Here is a 19,853-nt window from a genome sequence, read left to right on the forward strand (position 1 = left end):
GCACGGCCTGATGCTGGCGGCCCCTGGCATCAGGCCGGTTCAGTCATCGTCCGGGGCGCTGCCGATCCAGGCGATAGGCACCCTCCGGCATGGTGCCTCAGGGCGGCGCCCGGTCCTCGTGCCCCGCGTCCAGCACGCAGATCCGCCCCCACCGCTCGCCCCGCAGCTTCGCCCCGGCACGGCGCTCCTCCTCCTCGACCAGGGCCCCGATTCGCCGTACCTCCGTGCCGCCCAGCACCGTGGTGAGCACCGCCTCGGCCTCCGCCCAAGCCCGCCGGCGCACATGCCCGGCGACCGCCGTGCGGATCCGCGCCTCCTCGGCTTCGTCGCCGTTCATGCGGTCTTCGCCCATTCCAGCCCGAGGCCGGCCAGCCGCTCCAGCTGCTCACCGGTGAGCGTCGCCCGCCGGCTCTTCACGTTCGACAGCCCCACACCGAGCCGGACCGACGTCCCATCCGGCAACTCCTCCGACCAGGACCTCGCCATCACCACCGTCCCCTCCCGGGCCGCGTACTGGGCCAGCGCGGCGAGACCCCGCTCGACTGCCCCGGCCCGCGCCCCACCCGACGCCCGCCGCGGCCGCGCCTTCGCTGGAACGGAGGCCGGCTTCTCCGGCGGCCGGACACCGAGCTGGACCAAGTCCGGCACGCTGTCAAGGGCAGGCGGCGGAAGGTGCCGTCCTCCGCCGGCAATCGTTGATCACCACGGACGGAGTCTGCCAACTCCGGGGGTGCAGTGCTCCCACGGCGGCCCGGGACCACCGTCAGGAGACACGTCGGGGTCCGGGATGAGTCCCGTGTGCCGTGCCCACCGGAACGCGGCTGCGGGACGATGCATTCTGCAGCGGGGGCTTCTTGGAGTGAACCTCAGGCGAAACTCGGGGACAGCGTGGAGGAGGCGGTGCCACTCACCGGCCCGGCCCGTATGTGAGGTCACGACGAGTTGGGCCGCGTTGGGGGATCGGTCCCTTGGCTTGCTGGATCAGCTGCCGCGGCCATGTGCAGGGCTGCGAGTTGGTCTCTCCAGTGTGTTCGCCATTGCGCACGTGTGGTGTCGTCGGCGAGTGCGGCGTCTACGGGTGTGCTCTTGCCGAAGGGCCACAGGGGATCGGTGCTGGAGGCCAGGCACAGGCGGGCGAGAAAGGAGCGCCGGACCAGATCGCGCATGCGGTCAACGGCGAGCGCGAGTGCGACGCCGAACATGGCGTCGTCGGGGACCGTGGAAACAGCCATGACGATCTTGCGTAGGTCCTTCTCCGGGATGCTGCCCCCGTGGACCAGACGGGAGCGCAGGTCGTAGAACTTGGTGATGTCATTGAAGATCGCGGTCCCGCTGTCTGCCTCGGTCGCCAGCAGAGCAGCGGCGCGGTTCCTGAGCCGTAGCGAAAGACCCTCACCCTTGTCGTCTCCGGTGAGGACGGCTTCGAGTGCGGTCGCGAGGTCGACGATGCGTTCGAAGTCGTCGCCTTCTTCGTGGGCGCGGTTGTACCGGTACAGGGCTGTGTCGAAGGACGTAGCAGTCATGCCCGCGCGTTTGATGACGGCCGCGTTGACGGAGTCGCTCAGCGCTGCGAACGCTGGCGCGTCGTCAGCGGACAACCGGACGACGCGCTTGAGGGTGAAGAGCTTGACCGCGCCGAACGCCCGAGTCTGCGGATGCATCCCGGCCACGAGGGTGGGGGCTCCGGCGACCTCCCAGCAGGACTGATGTGTGCCGGCGTACAGCAAACGGGCCAGTAGCAGGAATCGGCTGATCGTTGCGGATGCCCGCTGTGCGGCAGCGTACGGATCATCGCTGTATGGGGAAGACGCGACGGAGACGAGGAGGGCGTGAGGCGGCGCGTAGATGAAGGGCAGGTCTCCGCCGAAGGCGGTCGGGATAGCAGGGATCAGGCGCTGTGCGCGCTCAACAAGGTCACGCGTGCCCGTCTCCGGATAGATGGTGACGTCGCCGATCTGGACGGGCTCCTCGTCCGCGGTTGTGATGTGTGAGACGGCGCGGCAGCAGTGGATGGTGTACTCGTCGCTGTCGAGGACACTGATCAACTCGTCGGCGGACTCGGCGACGGGTGCGCTGTCGGCTTCGAACACGCCACCGCCGACTGCGCAGCGTGCGACGGCTGCTTCGAGGAAGCTGAAGACGTACCCGTTGGCGAATTCGGCGTGAGGTCGTTTCAGCGGTTCGGCGAATCGCCCGGGGTACGCCTGTTCCAGCGCCGACTCCAGTTCCCTGAACTCTGTCCGGGGCATGAAGTCGTCCCCCGCGTAGTCGTGGCCGACCTGGACGAAGGGCTGGTAGATGGAGGTCGGGATAACGTGCTGCTGCGCCAGGACCGGAAAGGCGCTGCCGATGAACGCGTGCGCGAGGGTCTTGATATGTTCCGCCCCACTGCTGCCGCCGTGCGTGTGGTGCCCTGTTGTCTGGTACGTCCAGATCGCGTGGTCCAGGGCCCGCTGGTCCGCGCCGAGGCGCTCGGCCGCAGCCCGCACCAACTGGACGACGTGCTCGCCGCCGAGGGTTCGTTCGTCGACACCGAGGGCGGAGGCGATGAACCGGATCAGCATCCGGTCCGGTTTGACATCCGGCAGTCCCAGCAGCATGCGCAAGTACCTCCAGGAGGTGCCTGAGCTTTGGCCGGGTACTGCCGTCCATGCGACCCGAGCCTGATCCTCTAGGTCGGTTGCCTCAGCGGCGAGGAACTGGGCAGCGGTGTCGATGCCGAGGCCCAGCAGGGCCGTGGCGGCCTGGTGGACCGCTGCGCCCTTCAAGGTGGCGCCTGGCTGTGTGGAGACGCGGTTCCTGGTGCCGACCTCGTCGATGAATCCGTCGATGCCGCCGAGGCGGTCATAGAGGCCGAGCAGGTCCGTCAGGCCATCGTGTGTCGCATCTCCGCCCATTCGTTGGAGGTAGGAGGTATAGCGGCTGATGACGCCTGTGGTGATGGCGTAGCGGGTGCCGACGGACCAGATCGCGTCGATCACTGCGAGTGCAAGGCTGTTGGGGTAGCTGGTGAAGGCGGACCACTCGGTAGGTGCAGGCAGCCTGTCGCTGCATGCGGCGAGGACCTTCTCAAGGTCCCCGTCATCAGAAGCGTTGCCTGCCTGGACTGCATCGATCATGAGGAGCACTCCTACCGAAGGCCGAGGGCCAGGCTATCTCGGGGCTGAGTATCGCGTTGTCGCTGGTGGATGCTCGACACGGCCTCGCCCGGCTTTCCGCGCTCGGTTGCTGACAGCACAGGACCCCCGCACCCGGGGTCTCACTCCTTGACGCTAGGCCCAGTCGTATCCGAGTCCGGCGAGTTGCTGCTCGTCCAGCCGGTCGCGGCGGTTTTTCTGGTTGGACAGCCAGATGCCCAGCCGCACGAGGGTGCCGTCTTCGAGGTGCTCGGTGTGTCCGCGCGGTACGACGGTGCGCGCTTCGCGCTGGATGTACTGCGCCAGGGCCGCCAGGCCGCGCGTGAAGGCATCGGAGCCCTTGACCGCCCCAGTCTTCGCACCGCTTTGCACGGGCGCCTTGTGCGGCCGTACAGCGGGTTCCACCCCGAGTTCCGTGAGGCGTCGCTGCTGCTCGGCGTTGAGGTGTGCCCAGTTGCGGGCCTGCCGGGCGAGCCAGCGGCCGATGTCGTCTCCGCGATGGGTGACGCCGGGCTGGATCTTGGGCAGCATCCCGCCGGACTCCAGCAGGCATTGTAGGCCCGCGTAGTGGCGCTGCCAGTCCACTGTCCACCCGAGCGCGCCCGGGTTCCAGTCCGGGTCGATCGCGGCGAGCTGCGCCGCGCGCCGTGCCGCGCGCTCGGGGTCTTTGCCGAGTCCTCCGGGCCGCCGCAGATTGGTGAGCCACTGCCCGACCGGTTTGTCGAGTGCGGTGGCATACCGGGGCGCGGCCAGGGTGCTGGCCTCCGCGTAGTAGGCGCCGGCCGCGGCGAGGTTCTCCGCAAACTGGGCGTCGGCGGTGTCCCAGATCATGCCGAGCTCCTCCAGCTCGTCCGCGCGGGTGGCGGGCATGGTGCCGGCCCGGTAGGCCCGGCGCTGGTCGGACAGCCACCGCCCCAGCGGATAGGCACCCTTGGTGTGCTCGTACGGCACGTCCAGGTCGCCCACGCGCTGGTGGTAGCGGCGGGCGGCGTCGTAGCCGCGTGTCCAGTCCTGGCGTTCGGTGTCGAGGATCTGGAACTTGACCCACTTGGCGACCATCACCGGGTCCCTCGGGGCGGCGAAGCGCAGCAGCAGCCGCGTCTCCTCCTCACCCTCCCCGGGCTCCTCACCGATGTTCTCCGACGGATCGACCACCCGTTTCTGGTTCTCCTGCGGAATGGCGAGCATTTCCACGGCCCGTTCGTCATGCGCCCGCAAGCCTTCCAGGACCTTAACCAGCGGCCGGTACGACGCGGAGGTGAACATGTCCTCCGGCTGCTCACCCGGAGCCAAGAACACCGGCACGATCAGCGTCGCCAACTTCCCCTGATTCGGCTTCTGCCGCAGCGCCCGCCCGATGGCCTGCACGATGTCCACCGCCGACCCTTTCGGGTCCAGCAGCGCCACGGAATCAACCGCCCGGATATCGACACCCTCACCCAAAACCCGGCAGTTCGCCAACACCGCCCGCCCGGCCCGGCGACCGAAATCCGAGAGCACCGCACGCCGGTGGTCCGGCTCGTGCTCACCACACAGCCAGTCGGCCCACACCCGCTTCGGGTACCGCTCCGGATCAGCGGTGTGCAACCGAGCAGCCACCCGCCCCAGCCCCTTCGCGAACGCACTGGCCTCGATCGTCCGGTGATGGAAGGTGATGGTCGTCTGCAACCGGTGCGCCGCCATCGTTTCCAGCAGCGCGGCCTGCAACGCGCCCATCCGCTCACCGCGCAGCCGCTCCTCCCGGAACACGGCCTGCCCCCGACCGCCCAGTGGCACGATCGCTGCGATCTGGCGTTCTCCATGCTCGCAGCGGCCCATCGGCTGCCGTCCGGTAGCGCAGGTCACGGTGACCGATCGAGGTATCCGCGCATTGCAGAACGGAGCCCTGTTCAGGTAGCCCTCGATGCGTACATGCGAGTCGGGGCAAGGAGGCGCTCCAGTCGGCAGGGGCGAAGCGGCAGTTATCCACAGGGCCAGCACGGCCCCGGTGGTCGGCCGTAGGGTTCGGATCTGCCGAAACGGGGTGACATCAATGCGTGAAGTACAGCTGGAGTGGCTGGCTGCCGAGGTCCTGGACGACCTCCCGGACGATAGGGCGCGATCCGAGGTCGGGGCGCTGATCACCGAGGTGGCACAGCAATCCGGCCGGTGGCCGCAGCCCGGGGGAGAGGACTGTCTCGACTGGTTCGGCAGGCACTGCTGGGTGTCGGTGGTGGCGTACCTCGACGGCCTCGAGGTACGCGACATCGGATGGTGCGGATAGCTCGTGGTAGGCGCTGCAGGGCGATTGTGTCTCCTCGGGCAGAGCGAAGATAGCCGAGCCGTAGTCAGACGTACTCGACTGGACGCTGTGCTGGGCAATGGCTGGGCTGCACTCCGGAACGGCTTCTGAACTCCGCGAGCTGCGGGCTCAGTTAACCGCCTTTGTTCGTGCCGTGTTGCGTAGCAGTTGTCAGGACGCACGGCCTCCGGCGGACGGGGTCTCTCGCGCGGGCCAGGTCCGCAGTGAAGCCCAGACAGTCTTGCCCTCCGGTTGGGATGGCATCCAGCCCCACGTTTCGGCCAGGCCATCGATGATGGTCAGTCCGCGGCCGCTCTCTTCGAACAGATCGTCCCCGCGCAGGCGTACGGGCGGCTCGGAACTGGGGTCGGTGACGGCGATGACGAGGTGTTCTGGGTTCTGGAGCAGCGCGATCCAGCCTGTTGCCCGGCACTCGTCCCACCTTGGCGGCAACGCATGCTGAATGGCGTTGTTGATGAGTTCACCGCTGATGATGAGGGCATTGTCGCTCTGCTCGGCGAGGCCCCACTGGTCGAGGGTACGGCGAATGAAGGCCCGACTCCGAGCGGATGCTGCTCCGTTGGGCGTGATGCGCCGCGCGGTGAAGCCGGCTGCGCTGATGCGCATCTCAACCGGCCAGTCCCAGGACCCCATTTGTCCGGCGGGCGGCACTCTTTCGGGTGAGACACCTCCGGGCTGTAGTGGTGGGCTGTCGCTGTGCTGGGCCTGCGACAGCACCGTCTTCGCATGTGACAGCACATGACCTTCCGAAAAACATCGAGGCCGGATAGGGCCTGGGAGGACGGTTGGTGTGCTTAGTATCCACGCTGTGCCGGTCCGGCCATGCAATTGCAAGAGGAATTGCACAGATCCCCGCTAGTTCCCGAGCGGGTGCTCCGTGCGCCCGAAAGTACGTGCGGTAATTCGAACAGTTCAGCGGAAGAAGGAAGTTGTGAAGCACAACAACGGCACCCCTGCTGCGTCTCTGCAGGATGTGCGGTGGGTGAAGAGCCTTGCGAGCAGTGCGTCAGGGGATTGCGTCGAGCTTGCCGCTCTGCCCCACGGTGAAATCGCGATGCGGAACTCGCGCGACCCCGAAGGGCCCTCCCTCGTCTACACCCAGGCGGAGATCGCCGCGTTCCTGGACGGGGCACGGAGCGGGGAATTCGATCACCTCGTATGAAGTGATGAAGTGGACATAATCCGTTTTGGTTCTGATGGAAGAGTGAGGCTGCAAGACTCGCGCTGAGAAGTCGCCGTCTACTGGAGCCTCCATGTCCGCTGTACCCCAGCACGTCCGCACGACATCGATTCAGAACTACCTTGCCAAGCGCGGGGGGAGCGGCCTGGCCAGGAAGCTCATCGCTCGAACCCTGGAAGGTCTGCGGTGCGATGCGCGACTCACCCAAGGTCAGGCTGCCGACCTCCTGGGGTTCAGCAACAGCAAGCTCTGCCGTATCGAGAAGGCCGAAAGCCCAGTCAAGGCCGCGGACCTCGAGAGAGCGCTGAACCTCTACGGTGCTGACGATGAACTGGTCTTCTCGATGCTCCAGTTGCTGGACCGCTCCGGCTCGCACGGCTGGTGGCAGAGCTTCTCGGGTGCGTACCTGCCCGAGCACCTGGAGCGCCTCATCGCCCTGCAGGAAGAGGCTGCCCTCATCCGCTGCTACGAGGTACAGCGTGTTCCAGGCTTGATGCAGACCGAGCGCTACGCACACGCCGTGGTGCGCAACGGGCTGCCCCTGGCCGGCGAGCACGAGGTGAACACCCGCACCCGGCTGAAGATGGCGCGCCAGGAACTGCTGGGGCGCCTGAACGCACCGAAGTTGTGGGCGGTCATCGACGAATCCGTCCTCCTCCGGTCCCCCGGGGGCCCGGAGGTGATGCGCGAGCAGATTCAGCATCTCCTGGACCTCACCGACCTCTCCTCCGGCAGGCCCTCGCACATCTCCCTGCAGATCGTGCCGATGTCGGCGCCCGTCTCGGTGTCGGCGATGGGCGGCTTCACCCATCTGCGCTTCGACCTTGCCGAGTTTCCTGATGTCGTCTACGTGGAGGACCAAAGGAAAGCGGAGTTCTACGAAGCACCCGCTGAGGGCAGTGTCGACGATCAGGACCCCACGGTGGTCTACCGCGCGCTGCTGGACCAGATGGCTGCCGCCGCACTGACTCCTCAAGACTCCAGGACCAGGCTGAAAGAGGTCCTGGAAGCTCTCCTGGATTGACTCTGTCGGCGGCGGCCTACTGCGGGAGCTGCGCGACGCCCCCGAACTCCGTCCACTCCGCGGTCCGCTGCCGCGGAGCGAGGTCGGAGTCGGGCCGCCACGTCGACACTTCCACCAGCCCTGGGGGGAGGATGTCCATTCCGTCGAGAAACCCTGCGACATCGTGTTCCTCACGCACCCGACCCCAGTTGCCGTGCGTACTGTCGTGCATGAACGAGGTGACGAAATCCCGCACTTCCTGGTGAGGGCTGACGAGCTGGCACACCACCAGGAAACTCCCCGGGGCAAGCCGCTCCGCGACCCTGCGGATGAGGGCAGCGGGATCGTCCTCGTCGGGCAGGCAGTGCATCACCGACACGAAGAGCGCGGCCACTGGCTTCTGGAAGTCGATCAGGCGGAGGGTGTCGCGGTGCCCGAAGATCGCATCCGTGTCGCGCATGTCAGCCTGGATCACCGCGGTGGAGGCGTTCTCTGCCAGCAGCGCCCGGCCGTGGGCCAGCACGGCGGGGTCGTTGTCGATGTAGACAGCCCGAGTCTCCGGATCGACACGCTGGGCCACCTCATGCACGTTGTCCCGAGTGGGCAGGCCGGACCCGTGATCGATGAACTGCCGCACGCCGTATTCGGCGGCGAGCGTCTTTACTACGCGGCGTAAGAACAGCCGGTTATTGATGGCGAGTTCGCGGGTGCTGGGAACCTTCTCCAGTAACGCCTCGCACGCCTCGCGGTCCGCGGGGTAACTGTCCTTCCCGCCCAGAAACCAGTCATACATTCGGGCCACACTCGGCACCGTGATATCCACGGTGACCGACTGCGGGCGCGTCTCGTGATCCATGCGTCCCCCACCACGTTTGTGCCACAAGCACCTTCGACCGGTGAGAAACCCATGCTAGGTAAGGCTGCTGCTGTACGACAGTGCTCGCGGGAGTGAACCGACTGTCGACGGCACTTGGCATATGCCTCTGGCATTACCCGTGCGTAGAGGCCACTTTATTCCTGACAGCGGGTCACCCTGTGGGCATAGTCCGCTCGGCGATGCGGAGCCTGCTACGGACCACGGGCTCCTCCACCCCCATCACCTCAGCCGCCATCTCTACACTCAAAGACAAGTCCCCGCACAGGACCACCACGTCAGCCACTTCCGTCGGCAACTGCTGGTGCGCCGCCTTGTGGACCGGCGGCGCCGCGGAAGGCAGGTGCCGTTGGGTCTCCAGTACCGCCTGCCCCAGCAGGTCCCACGCCATCGCCGCCGGACAGGAACTGCCCAGCGCCGAGGTCCACACCAGCAGCAGCCCACCCAGTGCATCCTGCACAGCCTCTCTGCCCGCCTCCGTCCCGCACAGCCGAGCCTCGCTGTACCGCAGGTAGGCGTCTTGATACAGGGAGCAGAACGCGGCGTAGTCCAACGGCAAACTGATCTGCAACGCCGCCGGCCCGACACCCAGAGGGCACCGAGGTCGCTCCCTCCCCGTAAGTTCCCTGCTTCTCCCGTCAGCCGACCTGCGAGCCATAGTTGTCCATCCGGTCCTAGGCATCGCTGACCTCGGCGTGCTGTTCCGTGGGCGGCAGCCCAGGGTGAAGGCAAACCAGGAACGCATAGTGCGCCTGCTCCCACAACCGGCGAACGTCCGCCGGCTGCTGCCCCAGGGCGGACACGAACGCGCCGGTCGTCGGCCAGTCAGGCATCAAGTCCCCCTCCAGAAGGTCGGTGATGACCTCAGGGGTCAGGACGCCGGCCGCGATCCGACACAGATGCGCCGGGAGTGGACGATCAGCCGCGAGATACATGCCCGACAGCGCGGACCGCAACTGATGCAGATGCGCCGTGAAATCCAGCCGCACAGGGGGCGGCATCGCGTGTGCGTTCTCCCACAACAGCAGCAGTTGCGCCGGGTCGCTGCCACAAGCGCGCGCAAGAGCCTCGGTGACCGGCCAACCCGGCTTGCGTGAACCCGACAGAATCCGAGACACATAGGAAGGGGTCACCTCGATGAGCTCCGCCAGATCCCGGATCGTCAGCCCGCTCGACCTGTGCAAGTGCGAGAGCGCAGTCGCCAGACGCTTACTGGCCCGCTCCGCCGACGGACCCTCGTCTGGAGAGACGTCCTCACCTGGAACCTCAGGGTTCGCGGAGGCGGCCCGATCCAGACTGCGCCGCTGCATACGACGCTTAACCTCGTCCTGGTTCCACCGGGTCCGCGCCGTGGGAACACTCACCCGCGCAGCCCGCGCCACCTGCTCCCATGGAACGCCGGCCGCTCGCGCATCACTCACGGCAGCCGCCGCATAGTGCTCAACCTCCCTCGCCAGGGCGCCGGCCCGCCGCAGGAGTTCCTCAAGGCTCTGCCCGCCGTACTCGGCAGCGAGCAGAGAAGCGGCCAACGCCTGGAGATCCTCCGCAATCGGGCGCCCCACCGGGCTGTGCGGCGGGCGCGCCGGACCCCGCCCCTCCCGCTCCCGCTGGATCTGCCTTCGACAGGCCTCAGTGCAGTACAGCTTCTTCCGACCCGGCGTCGTACTCAGGACGAACTCCTGACCGCAGTAGTCACACACCCGGTACTGAGGACCGTGCATCACGGGCCCTCCCCTCCCACGTCATTTCTCCGAGACCGACAGTTCGCCAGGCCCCGCGTCACCGAAACGACGGAGTTCGTTGCGATGCCGCGGGGCCAAGAGGACTCAGATCAGACGTGCCCGGCGGTAGACGACACGGGTCCGACTTGCCGCCGCGAACGCTGCGAACAGCAACGCCCCACCCGACGGCGTCTGCCAACCTCCTTGGATCAAGATCAGCGGGCCAACGAGCAGCGCCAGGAAGGCTGCCGCATCCGCCGTTCCAGCCCAGGAATTGACACCCGATGTTTCTGCAGACCGAAACATCGGAATGTTAACGTCAGGAACTGTCTGAGGCCCATAGCGGCCGAGGGCAGAGAAAAGGTCAATCATGGGGACTCGTTCCTTGGTTCGATCGTTGAGAGACTCCGGCTCGGTTTCCCAAAGCTCCTGCCGGAGTCTCTCGCCATGTCCGACGGACATGTGTGATGACCGTAGCGCCCCACCGCGCCAAGTGACCCTTATTTCCTGGTGGTTGCAAACATTCCATCCCCCTGAGCGCGAAACCTGAACTCAAGCGGAATCATGGATTCATGCAATTTCGCGAAGCGTTCATCGCTCAATAGCAGAAGGTCAAAAACGGTCGCAGATGAATGCCGTCTGCCCGGGATTCGACACCTGCGCAAAAGTTCTCCAGCATGGATGGTGGATACGTATGATCCGCCCACCCCGGGCGCCTGTTCGGCGGCGCTCGGGAGAGCCGATACGGGTCCTTCGGCCCAGCCGTGTTCACCGGGGCCAGTTCGACTGTGGCGGCCTGCTGCGAACCCGTCGGTGTGCCACCCTGCTTGCGGCGCTGCGGCCACCATCGCGGCTCACACACTTCACCTCTCCCACTCCACATCTCCCGAGCGCGGATCGTGCGCCCAAGAACGGACGAAGCGCCTAGAGGCGAGCAGATCGAACGCGGGACCTTGATCTGCGAGGGCCATACCGCACATCCGGGCCAGCAGATCCTCCTCGGCACAGGTCCGGCCGCCTTCATCCCTCGAATGGGAAGCAAGTGCCAACCCCAGCAGCCGCGGCACCACACCCAGCGCACTGAGCTGTGGCGCACCGCACACACGCAGAGCCCAGTCCGCGGCGCGCGCCCGCGCGCGCCGACCCGGGGCTTGCGAGCACACCGTGGCATCCAGCAACTGAGCTGCGAAGGCAGGCCGCTCCATGCTCGGCCGTGCGGTGAGGAAGCGAAGCCAGCCGGATTCCTCCAGCTCATGATGCGGAGTACCTTCAGGACGCAACCGCATTCCGCGGACCAGGCCAGCAGGGATGCGCACGTGGCCTGCGGCGGTGGACCTCAAGGCGCACTGGAGCGCGAGCAGGCGGGCTGACGCGCTGGCTCCGGCAGGAAGGGCGACGCCGAGGTAGCTCAGCATCTCGCGCACCCGCAGTTGCTCGGACGGACCACGCAACGATCGCGCACGCCCTGCCCCGCTGCGGTTGCGCGCTCCGGTGGCAGGGGGCACGAGCGCCGCGTCCGGAACGACTGCCGCATGTGGCGTAGCTCCAGCGCAAGCTGCGCAGACGTCGGCCAGGCGCCAGAGGCGGCCGCCTAGCTCTCGAGTCAGAACGAGCAGGACCGGTCCGGAGCAGCCGCGGTGGCGCCGGTGCCAACGGCAACCGCGCGTGTGGCACTGGCAGGTACGCAGATGCGCAGCCAACACGTTGCGGCGGGCGTGCTGGGCCAGGTGCGCCAGCACTTCGGGCGCCGCCACCCGTACCGACGGGCACTGGGGGCAGTAGAGCGAAGGTCCACCGCGCTCGGGACGGACCTCCACCGTCCAAGCCCGCTGCACCACTGGATGCGTCGTGCACAGCCTCATGACGCGCGTATTCCTCCTGCCTTCGTCCAGTGCCGGCCCACTCCTCCTGCATGGGGCGGGGGAGTGGGCTGCTGGCCGCACACCGTAGTGCAGACCTCTGCCCCATGCGCGGAGCGGCGACCTGCGGAAATAGGGCAGAAGTCTGCACTGACAGGGCAGGGGTCTGCACCTTCGGATGGTGGAGTGACGATCTTCCCGCCCGACCCGAACCTCACCGCCCTGCGCCTAGAACTTGCACGGCTGAGGAGCGAGCGCGGCTGGACCTACGACGAACTCGCCCACCGCACCGGCCTGGCCAGACGCACCCTCATCGAGATCGAGCAGGGCCGCAGCATCGGATCCCTCAAGACCTGGCACGCTCTCGCCCACGCCCTCGAAGTCCCCGTCGATCACCTCTTCGCCACCCTCTGCGAAGGTCACACGCCTCCCGCCGAACCCGCCTGACAGTACCCACGCCTGGGGTCGCGGAAGATCACCCGATCCAGTCAGCGGCACGAACTTTCGTACGGGAAATAGCACACCAGCCCCGGCTGGTTGGGCCATCCGCAGGACAACCCGGCACGCTCACCACGCCTGTGGCGTGTCACCTGCCACTTTCACGGCCATGTTCTCCACCACTGCCTCATCCGGCCGCCGATGGGACGGAACCCCAGCCCGCCCCCACCGCCGACGGGCCCTGCGCGTCGCCTCCGACAGCCCCACACACCTCGTACGCAGCGCCCAACACAGCCGCTGCCACGACTGCGGCAACCGCATCGACTGGTACACCCGCCCTGACGACCGCCCCGTCAGCCTCCACCCACACGAACTCGACGCGACCACCGTCCCGGCCGCCAGCAGATGGCACCTCAGCTCCGGCATCGCCCACCCCGCCGACGACGGCACCCCCTGGTGCCGCATCCCGCACCGCGCCCTGTGCCCCGCACAGCCCGCACCCGCACTCCTCACACCTCAGATCACCGCCCTGCGACGCCACCTCGCCCTGCACACCCGACGCCTAATCGACACCGGCACCCTCACCCCACCCTCACCAGAACCGTCCCCACCCGCGGCCGACCCGGAACCCTGCCGGCCAGCCCGGCCCATCGTCCTGACCCTGCGCACCCGCTACCTCGGCGCCCGCCCCCTGGAAACCATCCAGTGCGTCACCCAGACCCGACGACGCCATCGCTGCACCCGCCCCGTCCTCAGCCCCAGCGCACCGGCCGGCACCTGGACCCTCATCCCCACCGCCGCCGACCCCAGACAACGGGCCCACCCCGCAGGCTTGATGGCGGTCTACGACCTCACCCACCTCACCCACACCGAACAACTGCGCTGGCACCAACAACGCTGCCCCCGGCACGCCGCCACACCGAACGCGGCCGACCTCGCACTCCCCGACTGGGAAACCTTCGACCCGCTGCTCCACCACCAGCACGTCCACAGCCGCCTGCCCACCACCGTCCGCCACCGGGCCCGGCGCAGGGGCGAATAGCGCGTTCCAAGGCGCCGAACGGCTCGACAGCGTCCCGGATCACTTTATTGGTCGCGTCGCCTCACCACAGTTACTGGCCGCGGGAACCCGCGAGCTCACCCCCATCCCCACACATTCACGGAGCCCCGGGTGCTGAAACTGAACCCTACCGACGAACAGACGACCGCCGCCGATGCCTTCCACGCTGGCCACCACCTTGCCCTCCAAGCAGGCGCCGGAACCGGCAAGACCAGCACACTGGCCTACCTCGCCCACCACACCCCACGACGCGGCCAATACCTCGCCTACAACAAAGCCATCGCCCAGGACGCAACCACCCGCTTCCCCTCAACAATCCTCTGCAAAACCGCCCACGCCCTGGCCTTCGCGGCCACCGGCCGCCACTACGCCCGCCGCCTGAACGCCCCCCGACGCCCCGCCTGGCAGACCGGACGAGCCCTCGGCATCACCAAACCCATCCGCATCGGCGAACGCGACCTGTCACCCACCACCCTCTCTAACGCCACCCTGCGTACTGTGACCAGCTTCTGCCAGTCCGCCGACCCCGCCATCACCCACCGCCACGTCCCGCGCCTGCGCGGCCTCGAAGACCCCGACCTGCACACCCAACTGGCCTGCCACGTCGTACCGTTCGCCCGTAAAGCCTGGACGGACCTCCAGCACACCGACGACGGGGTCGTCCGCTTCGACCACGACCACTACCTCAAAATCTGGGCCCTCACTCAACCGAAGATCAACACCGATTTCCTGCTCCTGGACGAAGCGCAGGACACCAACCCCGTGGTCGAAGAGGTGTTCCTCAACCAGCGCAGCCATGCCCAGCTCGTGATGGTCGGCGACTCAGCCCAGGCCATCTATCAATGGCGCGGAGCGCGCGACGTGATGACCACCTTCGACGGCACACAACTGGCCCTGTCGAAATCCTTCCGCTTCGGACCCCACCTTGCGGCCGAAGCCAACCGCTGGCTCACCATTGCCCAAGCGCCCCTGCGCCTTCGGGGAAGCGAAGCGATCAGCACCGAACTCGGACCCACGCAGCACCCAGATGCAATCCTGTGCCGGACCAACGCCGGAGCCATGAACGAAGTCATGCAACAGCTGGCAGCAGGACATCGCGTCGCGCTGGTCGGTGGAGGGCAAGCCTTGCGCGCCCTGGCCCACGCGGCCAACGACCTCAAGGAAGGCCGCCGGACCTACCACCCCGAACTCGTCCTCTTCCCCACCTGGGGTCTTGTGCAGGACTATGCCGAACATGACCCGGCCGGACGAGACCTCCAGCCACTGATCGACCTCGTTGACACCCACGGCACCGACGCCATCCTCGCCGCGGTCGACCGGCTCGAAGACGAATCTGCCGCCACCGTGACCATCTCGACCGCACACAAAGCAAAAGGCCGCGAATGGCCATGCATCCGAATCGCCAAGGACTTCACCCCGCCACGCGACAGCGACCAAGTGAACAGCAACGGCACCCCCGTCCCCGGACCCATCAGCGACGCAGAAGCCCGCCTCGCCTACGTCGCCACCACTCGCGCCCGCAACCACCTCGACATCGGCGGCCTGGCCTGGATCAACGATCACCCCGACGGGCAGCCCGGTTGAGAGGACTCCGTCCACCAGCCACCAGCCACCTGATCGCCTGTCACCGTCTGGAGGGCGTATTGCGAGCCGGTGATTCGGGTTCGCGTCGGGTGAGCGCGCTTCCCTGGATGGGACGGTCAGATCGCCCGTGTCCGCCAACCGTTTCGCGTTCCCGCCAACCAACCGCGCGCACCAGCATCTGACCGGGCGGCTTGGCGTCCGAAAGCGTGGGGTGGGGTCTCGATGGCGGGACTAGTCAGCCGTCGCACCCTGTTCTCCCTGGCTCATCTGAGGCGTCAGCAGGTAGCTCGCGGCTGTTTTCGGCCCCTCACGGTGCGTCCCAGATTCGCGGCGATTTGTCAGGTGTACGTCTGCTCCACCGGGCCCAGCAGGGCCTGCAGATCCGCCCGCGGCGTCAGCCGTGGCTCCACCCGGAACCACAACCCCGCGTGAAGTCCTTGAACCACCCATCCCACCGCTCGACATCCTGCTGCGCGCCTTGCATGTACGGCTCAACGTATCGCGCGGCCAGCAGAAACGAAGCACCCGTGCAGTGCAGGGGGACCATGCGCATTGCCCGGTCACCCCGGGGTTGTCTGTCAATCCGGAGCCCTTTCAGCCGTCGAACCTGTAACGGGTGTGAACGTAGCGGGCATTGTGCGGCTCCCGGCCGGGTTTGTCCCAGAACTAGGCCGCCTTGCCCGACAATCTCTCGCATTCTCCTCACACTTGCCCGGCATGCACTTTGGCGGGATGCGAAGTTCCGGTTCCGTAACGGCCATTGACCTGGGGAAATCGTGACTGTTGCATGTGGCACGTTGATTGATCCTTTGAAGCAAGCATGGGGATTCTGTGAGAACGTTGCGTTACGGTCAAAGGGGTCATGGTGGGGGGAAACGCCGAATCCTCACCTCGCTGACAGCCCTGGCCCTCCTCGCGGGCACTCCGGTGCTCATAGCGGCGCCCTCCGCGCAGGCATCGGCCTTTGAAGCTGTTTCGGCGGAGGACCCTGGCCAGAGCGCCCTGGCGCAGGCCTCTGATTCAGGGCAGCAGGTTGAGGTCGTAGAGGAGCGGACCGAGTACGAGACGACCTATGCCAACCCGGACGGTGCGACGTTCACGCTGGAGAAGTCGATCGCTCCGGTCCGCGTGGAGACGCCCGGCGGTGGTTGGCAGGAGCCGGACGCGACGTTGGTGAAGCGGTCCGACGGTTCGATCGGCCCGAAGGCTGCGACCGTTGACCTCACCTTCTCTCCTGGTGGCGAGGGGGCCGGTCTTGTCACCATCGGTGAGGACGGTCAGACGGTCTCCCTGGGGTGGCCCGGAACGCTTCCCGCGCCGAGGCTCGATGGTGAACGCGCGGTCTACGAGAACGTGCTGCCCGATGTGAACCTGATCATGACGGCCACGGTGGAGGGCTTCCGGCAGGTGCTGGAGGTAGAGACGCCCGAGGCGGCGGCCAATCCGGAGCTGAAGTCCATCGAGTACTCCATGGACGCCGAAGGCCTGACCATCCGTACGGGTGCGGTGGGCACCATGGAGGCCCTGGACGGCAACGGTCAGGTGGTCTTCCGGTCTCCCACGGCCCAGATGTGGAACTCCGCCGGTGACACGGCGGAGGAGGGCGTCAGCACGCAGTCCCTCGCGGTCCGTCCGCTGACTGCGTCGGCCACCCCCACAGCCTCTACATCTGCCGGATCCACCCTGGTGGCACCGGCCGAGGAAGGCGACCCGCTGGCGGGCCCTGGCGACGGTGACGAGGCAGCGGTGATGGGCGTTGCTGTCTCCCGGGATTCGCTGACCGTTACCCCCGATGCCGAACTGATCGAGCAGACCGCTCCGGCTGAGTTCCCTGTGTACATCGACCCTGCGGTCAATGCGACCAAGTCGGAACGGACCGTGCTGTCCTCCGACGGCGATGTGTTCTACAACTTCTCCGGTGGCGACAACGGGATGAGTGTTGGACGTTGCGGTTCCGCCGTGATCGGCGGTGCGTCGTACTACTGCACCACCGGCACGCACTACACCAACCGGATGTACTACGAGTTCACCGCCGGCAACCTCAAGGGCAAGCATGTCCTGGACGCCGAGTTCACCGTGACGGAGACGTGGTCCTTCTCCTGTGATGCCCGTTGGGTGGACCTGGAGCGCACCGACGGCATCTCCGCGTCCACGAAGTGGCCGGGACCGGGCGGTCCGAAGTCGGACAATTCCTGGGACCAGATGGGCGACCGCAACGTGTCGCACGGCCGCGGTAGCGCCTGCGACCCTTCCCAGCCTCGTGCTCCCGTCACTTTCAGCGACTATGCCCCCGAGCCGGACGAGAACCTCACCCCGACGGTGAAGGACTTCGCCGAGGGCAAGTTCTCGACGCTCACTCTGATGCTCAAAGCCAAGGACGAGTCTGACTCCGTGGCCTGGAAGCGGTTCGACGACGACGCCGTGCTGAGGGTCATCTACGTCAGCAGGGCCGCCGTTCCCACCGAGTATGGCTTCGAGACAGGCACGGGACAGGTCTGCAGCAAAGACCCCGCCAAGCCGACCGTCTGGTCCGACCCGACACCGAATCTGGCGGCCACTCCGCAGACCGCCTCCGGCGGCGAGAGCGGCGCGATGCTCCGCGCCTACTTCGACATCGATGTGAAGAACACCGACGGCACCTGGTCGGACTCCCCTGAGCCCCCTACCGGTTCACTTAAGCCCACCAGCGGCCACGTCGGTGACGGAGCTGACCAGAACAAGGTCTGGGACAAGGCTCTTACAGACGGGAAGCAGTACCGCTACTCCGCGTACACCCGCTCCTACTATGACACCTCGTATGAGAATTATCTCGGGAGCAATGCCTCGCCCTACTGCTACTTCACTATCGACAGCGCGGCACCCAAGCCGCCGTCGATCACCTTCAACTCCGTCTACACCGCCTGCCTTCCCGGTTCTTGTGTACCTGGTGGTAAGCCCGGTACTGCGGGGCGGGTGACCTTCGGCCCGGCTGCCGGCAGTAGTGATGTGAACGTGGCCTACGCCTACAAGCTGACCGGTGACACTGCCTGGCGGCCTTGGAAGTCGGGTGCGACGGTCACCGAGGACATCGTCCCTACGGACTCGGGTACGGTCGTCCTCGACGTGCTGACTAAGGACTCTCTCAACCGTCCCGGGCAGAACACGGTCCGTTTCCTGGTCGGTGAGGGCGCCAGTCCGGTGGGTAAGTGGTCGTTCAACGAGACCTCCGGTGTCGGCTACGACCTCTCCGCCACGAGCGCCGCTCTGCGTGACGATGTGACCCTGACCGGAGCCTCCCGCACCTCGAACGGTCGTCGTGGGGTGGTCACCGAGAAAACCATCACCAACGGCGTGATGGGAGAGACCACGGCCACCGGTCAGGACAAGGGGCTGTGGCTGGCGAACTCCGCCTACGGTTCCACCTCCGGAAAGGTACTGGAGACGCAGGCGTCCTACACCGTGGCGGCCTGGGTGTGGTTGGACAACACAGGGCACAACGTCACCGTGCTCGGCCAGGACGGCACGTACTACAGTCCCTTCTTCCTCGGCTACTGCGAGAGCGTCAACCGCTGGTGCTTCCGGCTTGCCGATGCCGACGCGGCCTCGACTTCGCTGGACAACCAGCGGGCCGACGGCAAGCAGGCGGTCTCGGCCAAGGTCTGGACGCATTTGGCCGGCGTCGTCGACACCCAGAGCAAGAAGTTGCGTCTGTACGTCAACGGCGTCCTGCAGAACTCTGATGACCTCACTACCGGGGCATGGTCGTCTTCCGGTCCGCTCCAGATCGGCAGGGTGAAGTACAAGGGCGGCTACGTCGACCACTTCCCCGGGGAGGTCGACGAGGTCACGGTGTGGCAGGAGGCGAAGACGGACGGCGACATCGCCAGGGACGCCAACCCAGTGGACATCAACGGCAAGGCCTATGCCGAGCTTGTCGCCCACTACAACCCCGAGGCCGCCCCTTCGGGAGCCACCTCACTGACCGATCTGACCGACTACGGCAACACGATGACGCTGAGCTCCGGGGCGTCCCTGGACGGGACCGGGCTTCTCCTGAACGGCAGCACCGGTTCGGCCACAGCTCCGCGACGGCCAGTGGACGACACCGGTTCGTTCACCGTCGCCACCGAGGTCGCGGTGACCACCTCGGCGCTGGCCTCCAAGCCCATCGGATACCGCGTCCAGATCCTGGGGCAGCGCACCGCCAGCGGTTCCTCTTGGGGGCTGTGGTTCGAGAAGACCGGCACTAACAGCGAGCCCGTCCTCGACGAGGACGAAAACCCCGTCCTGGACGAGAACGGGAGTCCAGTTCCCCCGAAGATCGTTCCGGTTGGCCATTGGTACTTCGGCCGTCTGACTGCGGACGGCACCGGAACCTCTGTGGCCAGCGAAACTCCGGCTGCGCTGGACACCCCCGTCGGCCTGGTCGGCACCTACGACTCCAGGACAGGGCAGATCACGCTCTACGTCGGAAGCGAGATCCACGGTGACCGGCTCGCCTACACCGCCGAGGCCGGTACCGGTGAACTCGCGGTCGGCAAGGGCTGGCTGAGCAGCGTCTGGGGCAACTACCTGCCCGGCCGCATCACCGATATCCGCCTGTGGGCCGGTGCTGTCACCGACGAAACCCAGGTCGCGGAAGTCGTCGGTTACTGACCGACCGACGTGTGTTCCCCGGGCCCGCGGCCCGGGGAACACACACCTCTCCTGCTGTGG

Annotated in this window: 16 protein-coding genes; 7 read left to right on the forward strand and 9 right to left on the reverse strand. The window is 66.8% G+C overall.

What is annotated here, in order from left to right; genetic code table 11:
- Positions 1-97 precede the first annotated feature (97 nt).
- The 4 genes from AC07FA_RS18190 to AC07FA_RS18205 form a co-directional block, all read right to left on the reverse strand.
- Positions 98-337 (reverse strand): hypothetical protein, encoded by a 240-nt coding sequence (locus AC07FA_RS18190; RefSeq protein ID WP_479076565.1) that lies wholly within the window; start codon positions 335-337, stop codon positions 98-100.
- Positions 334-648, reverse strand: coding sequence for a hypothetical protein (locus AC07FA_RS18195; protein ID WP_479076566.1), 315 nt, complete (start codon positions 646-648; stop codon positions 334-336). The genes AC07FA_RS18190 and AC07FA_RS18195 overlap by 4 nt, the downstream gene beginning before the upstream one ends.
- Before the next feature lie 284 nt (positions 649-932).
- Positions 933-3,119 carry a hypothetical protein gene (locus AC07FA_RS18200; RefSeq protein WP_479076567.1) on the reverse strand — a complete coding sequence of 729 codons (2,187 nt, stop codon included), beginning with the start codon at positions 3,117-3,119 and terminating at the stop codon, positions 933-935.
- A 153-nt stretch (positions 3,120-3,272) separates the two neighbouring features.
- Entirely contained in the window at positions 3,273-4,955 is a 1,683-nt protein-coding gene (locus tag AC07FA_RS18205) for a helicase associated domain-containing protein (RefSeq protein WP_479076568.1), read from the reverse strand.
- A gap of 214 nt (positions 4,956-5,169) precedes the next feature.
- Between AC07FA_RS18205 and AC07FA_RS18210 the strand changes: the two genes are divergently transcribed.
- Positions 5,170-5,400, forward strand: coding sequence for a hypothetical protein (locus AC07FA_RS18210; protein ID WP_479076569.1), 231 nt, complete (start codon positions 5,170-5,172; stop codon positions 5,398-5,400).
- A gap of 189 nt (positions 5,401-5,589) precedes the next feature.
- Here the strand turns inward: AC07FA_RS18210 and AC07FA_RS18215 are convergent, their stop codons facing one another.
- Complete coding sequence (locus tag AC07FA_RS18215; RefSeq protein WP_479076570.1) at positions 5,590-6,045, reverse strand: ATP-binding protein; 456 nt, start codon at positions 6,043-6,045, stop codon at positions 5,590-5,592.
- Positions 6,046-6,370: 325 nt separating this feature from the next.
- On the opposite strand from AC07FA_RS18215, the gene AC07FA_RS18220 reads away from it, so the two are divergent.
- Positions 6,371-6,601: a DUF397 domain-containing protein gene (locus AC07FA_RS18220; protein WP_479076571.1), complete on the forward strand. Its 231-nt coding sequence runs from the start codon at positions 6,371-6,373 to the stop codon at positions 6,599-6,601.
- A 91-nt stretch (positions 6,602-6,692) separates the two neighbouring features.
- Positions 6,693-7,643, forward strand: a complete 951-nt coding sequence (locus AC07FA_RS18225; RefSeq protein WP_479076572.1) for a helix-turn-helix domain-containing protein — start codon at positions 6,693-6,695, stop codon at positions 7,641-7,643.
- A 16-nt stretch (positions 7,644-7,659) separates the two neighbouring features.
- Here AC07FA_RS18225 and AC07FA_RS18230 read toward each other — a convergent pair whose 3' ends face one another.
- From AC07FA_RS18230 to AC07FA_RS18245, 4 genes are all read right to left on the reverse strand, one after another.
- The gene (locus AC07FA_RS18230; protein WP_479076573.1) at positions 7,660-8,478 is read right to left on the reverse strand and encodes an SAM-dependent methyltransferase; all 819 of its coding nucleotides are present in this window, start codon (positions 8,476-8,478) and stop codon (positions 7,660-7,662) included.
- Between the two features lie 172 nt (positions 8,479-8,650).
- Positions 8,651-9,049: a hypothetical protein gene (locus AC07FA_RS18235; RefSeq protein ID WP_479076574.1), complete on the reverse strand. Its 399-nt coding sequence runs from the start codon at positions 9,047-9,049 to the stop codon at positions 8,651-8,653.
- 121 nt (positions 9,050-9,170) lie between these two features.
- Positions 9,171-10,025, reverse strand: coding sequence for a helix-turn-helix domain-containing protein (locus AC07FA_RS18240; RefSeq protein ID WP_479076575.1), 855 nt, complete (start codon positions 10,023-10,025; stop codon positions 9,171-9,173).
- Positions 10,026-10,322: 297 nt separating this feature from the next.
- Entirely contained in the window at positions 10,323-10,589 is a 267-nt protein-coding gene (locus tag AC07FA_RS18245) for a hypothetical protein (protein WP_479076576.1), read from the reverse strand.
- 1,673 nt (positions 10,590-12,262) lie between these two features.
- Between AC07FA_RS18245 and AC07FA_RS18250 the strand changes: the two genes are divergently transcribed.
- The 4 genes from AC07FA_RS18250 (at position 12,263) to AC07FA_RS18265 (ending at position 19,793) form a co-directional block, all read left to right on the forward strand.
- Complete coding sequence (locus AC07FA_RS18250) at positions 12,263-12,523, forward strand: helix-turn-helix transcriptional regulator (protein ID WP_479076577.1); 261 nt, start codon at positions 12,263-12,265, stop codon at positions 12,521-12,523.
- Between the two features lie 160 nt (positions 12,524-12,683).
- A complete protein-coding gene (locus AC07FA_RS18255; protein ID WP_479076578.1) occupies positions 12,684-13,556 on the forward strand; it encodes a DUF6083 domain-containing protein in 873 nt (290 codons plus the stop codon).
- Between the two features lie 138 nt (positions 13,557-13,694).
- Positions 13,695-15,158 carry a UvrD-helicase domain-containing protein gene (locus AC07FA_RS18260; RefSeq protein ID WP_479076618.1) on the forward strand — a complete coding sequence of 488 codons (1,464 nt, stop codon included), beginning with the start codon at positions 13,695-13,697 and terminating at the stop codon, positions 15,156-15,158.
- Between the two features lie 927 nt (positions 15,159-16,085).
- Complete coding sequence (locus tag AC07FA_RS18265) at positions 16,086-19,793, forward strand: laminin G domain-containing protein (RefSeq protein WP_479076579.1); 3,708 nt, start codon at positions 16,086-16,088, stop codon at positions 19,791-19,793.
- Positions 19,794-19,853: the final 60 nt, after the last annotated feature.

This window comes from Streptomyces sp. NPDC045968 (assembly GCF_056430475.1).

Coding starts and splice junctions, on each gene's coding strand:
- AC07FA_RS18190 (WP_479076565.1), bottom strand. CDS start 337: ATGAACGGCGACGAAGCCGAGGAGGCGCGGATCCGCACGGCGGTCGCC.
- AC07FA_RS18200 (WP_479076567.1), bottom strand. CDS start 3,119: ATGATCGATGCAGTCCAGGCAGGCAACGCTTCTGATGACGGGGACCTT.
- AC07FA_RS18205 (WP_479076568.1), bottom strand. CDS start 4,955: ATGGGCCGCTGCGAGCATGGAGAACGCCAGATCGCAGCGATCGTGCCA.
- AC07FA_RS18210 (WP_479076569.1), top strand. CDS start 5,170: ATGCGTGAAGTACAGCTGGAGTGGCTGGCTGCCGAGGTCCTGGACGAC.
- AC07FA_RS18215 (WP_479076570.1), bottom strand. CDS start 6,045: ATGCGCATCAGCGCAGCCGGCTTCACCGCGCGGCGCATCACGCCCAAC.
- AC07FA_RS18225 (WP_479076572.1), top strand. CDS start 6,693: ATGTCCGCTGTACCCCAGCACGTCCGCACGACATCGATTCAGAACTAC.
- AC07FA_RS18230 (WP_479076573.1), bottom strand. CDS start 8,478: ATGGATCACGAGACGCGCCCGCAGTCGGTCACCGTGGATATCACGGTG.
- AC07FA_RS18245 (WP_479076576.1), bottom strand. CDS start 10,589: ATGATTGACCTTTTCTCTGCCCTCGGCCGCTATGGGCCTCAGACAGTT.
- AC07FA_RS18255 (WP_479076578.1), top strand. CDS start 12,684: ATGTTCTCCACCACTGCCTCATCCGGCCGCCGATGGGACGGAACCCCA.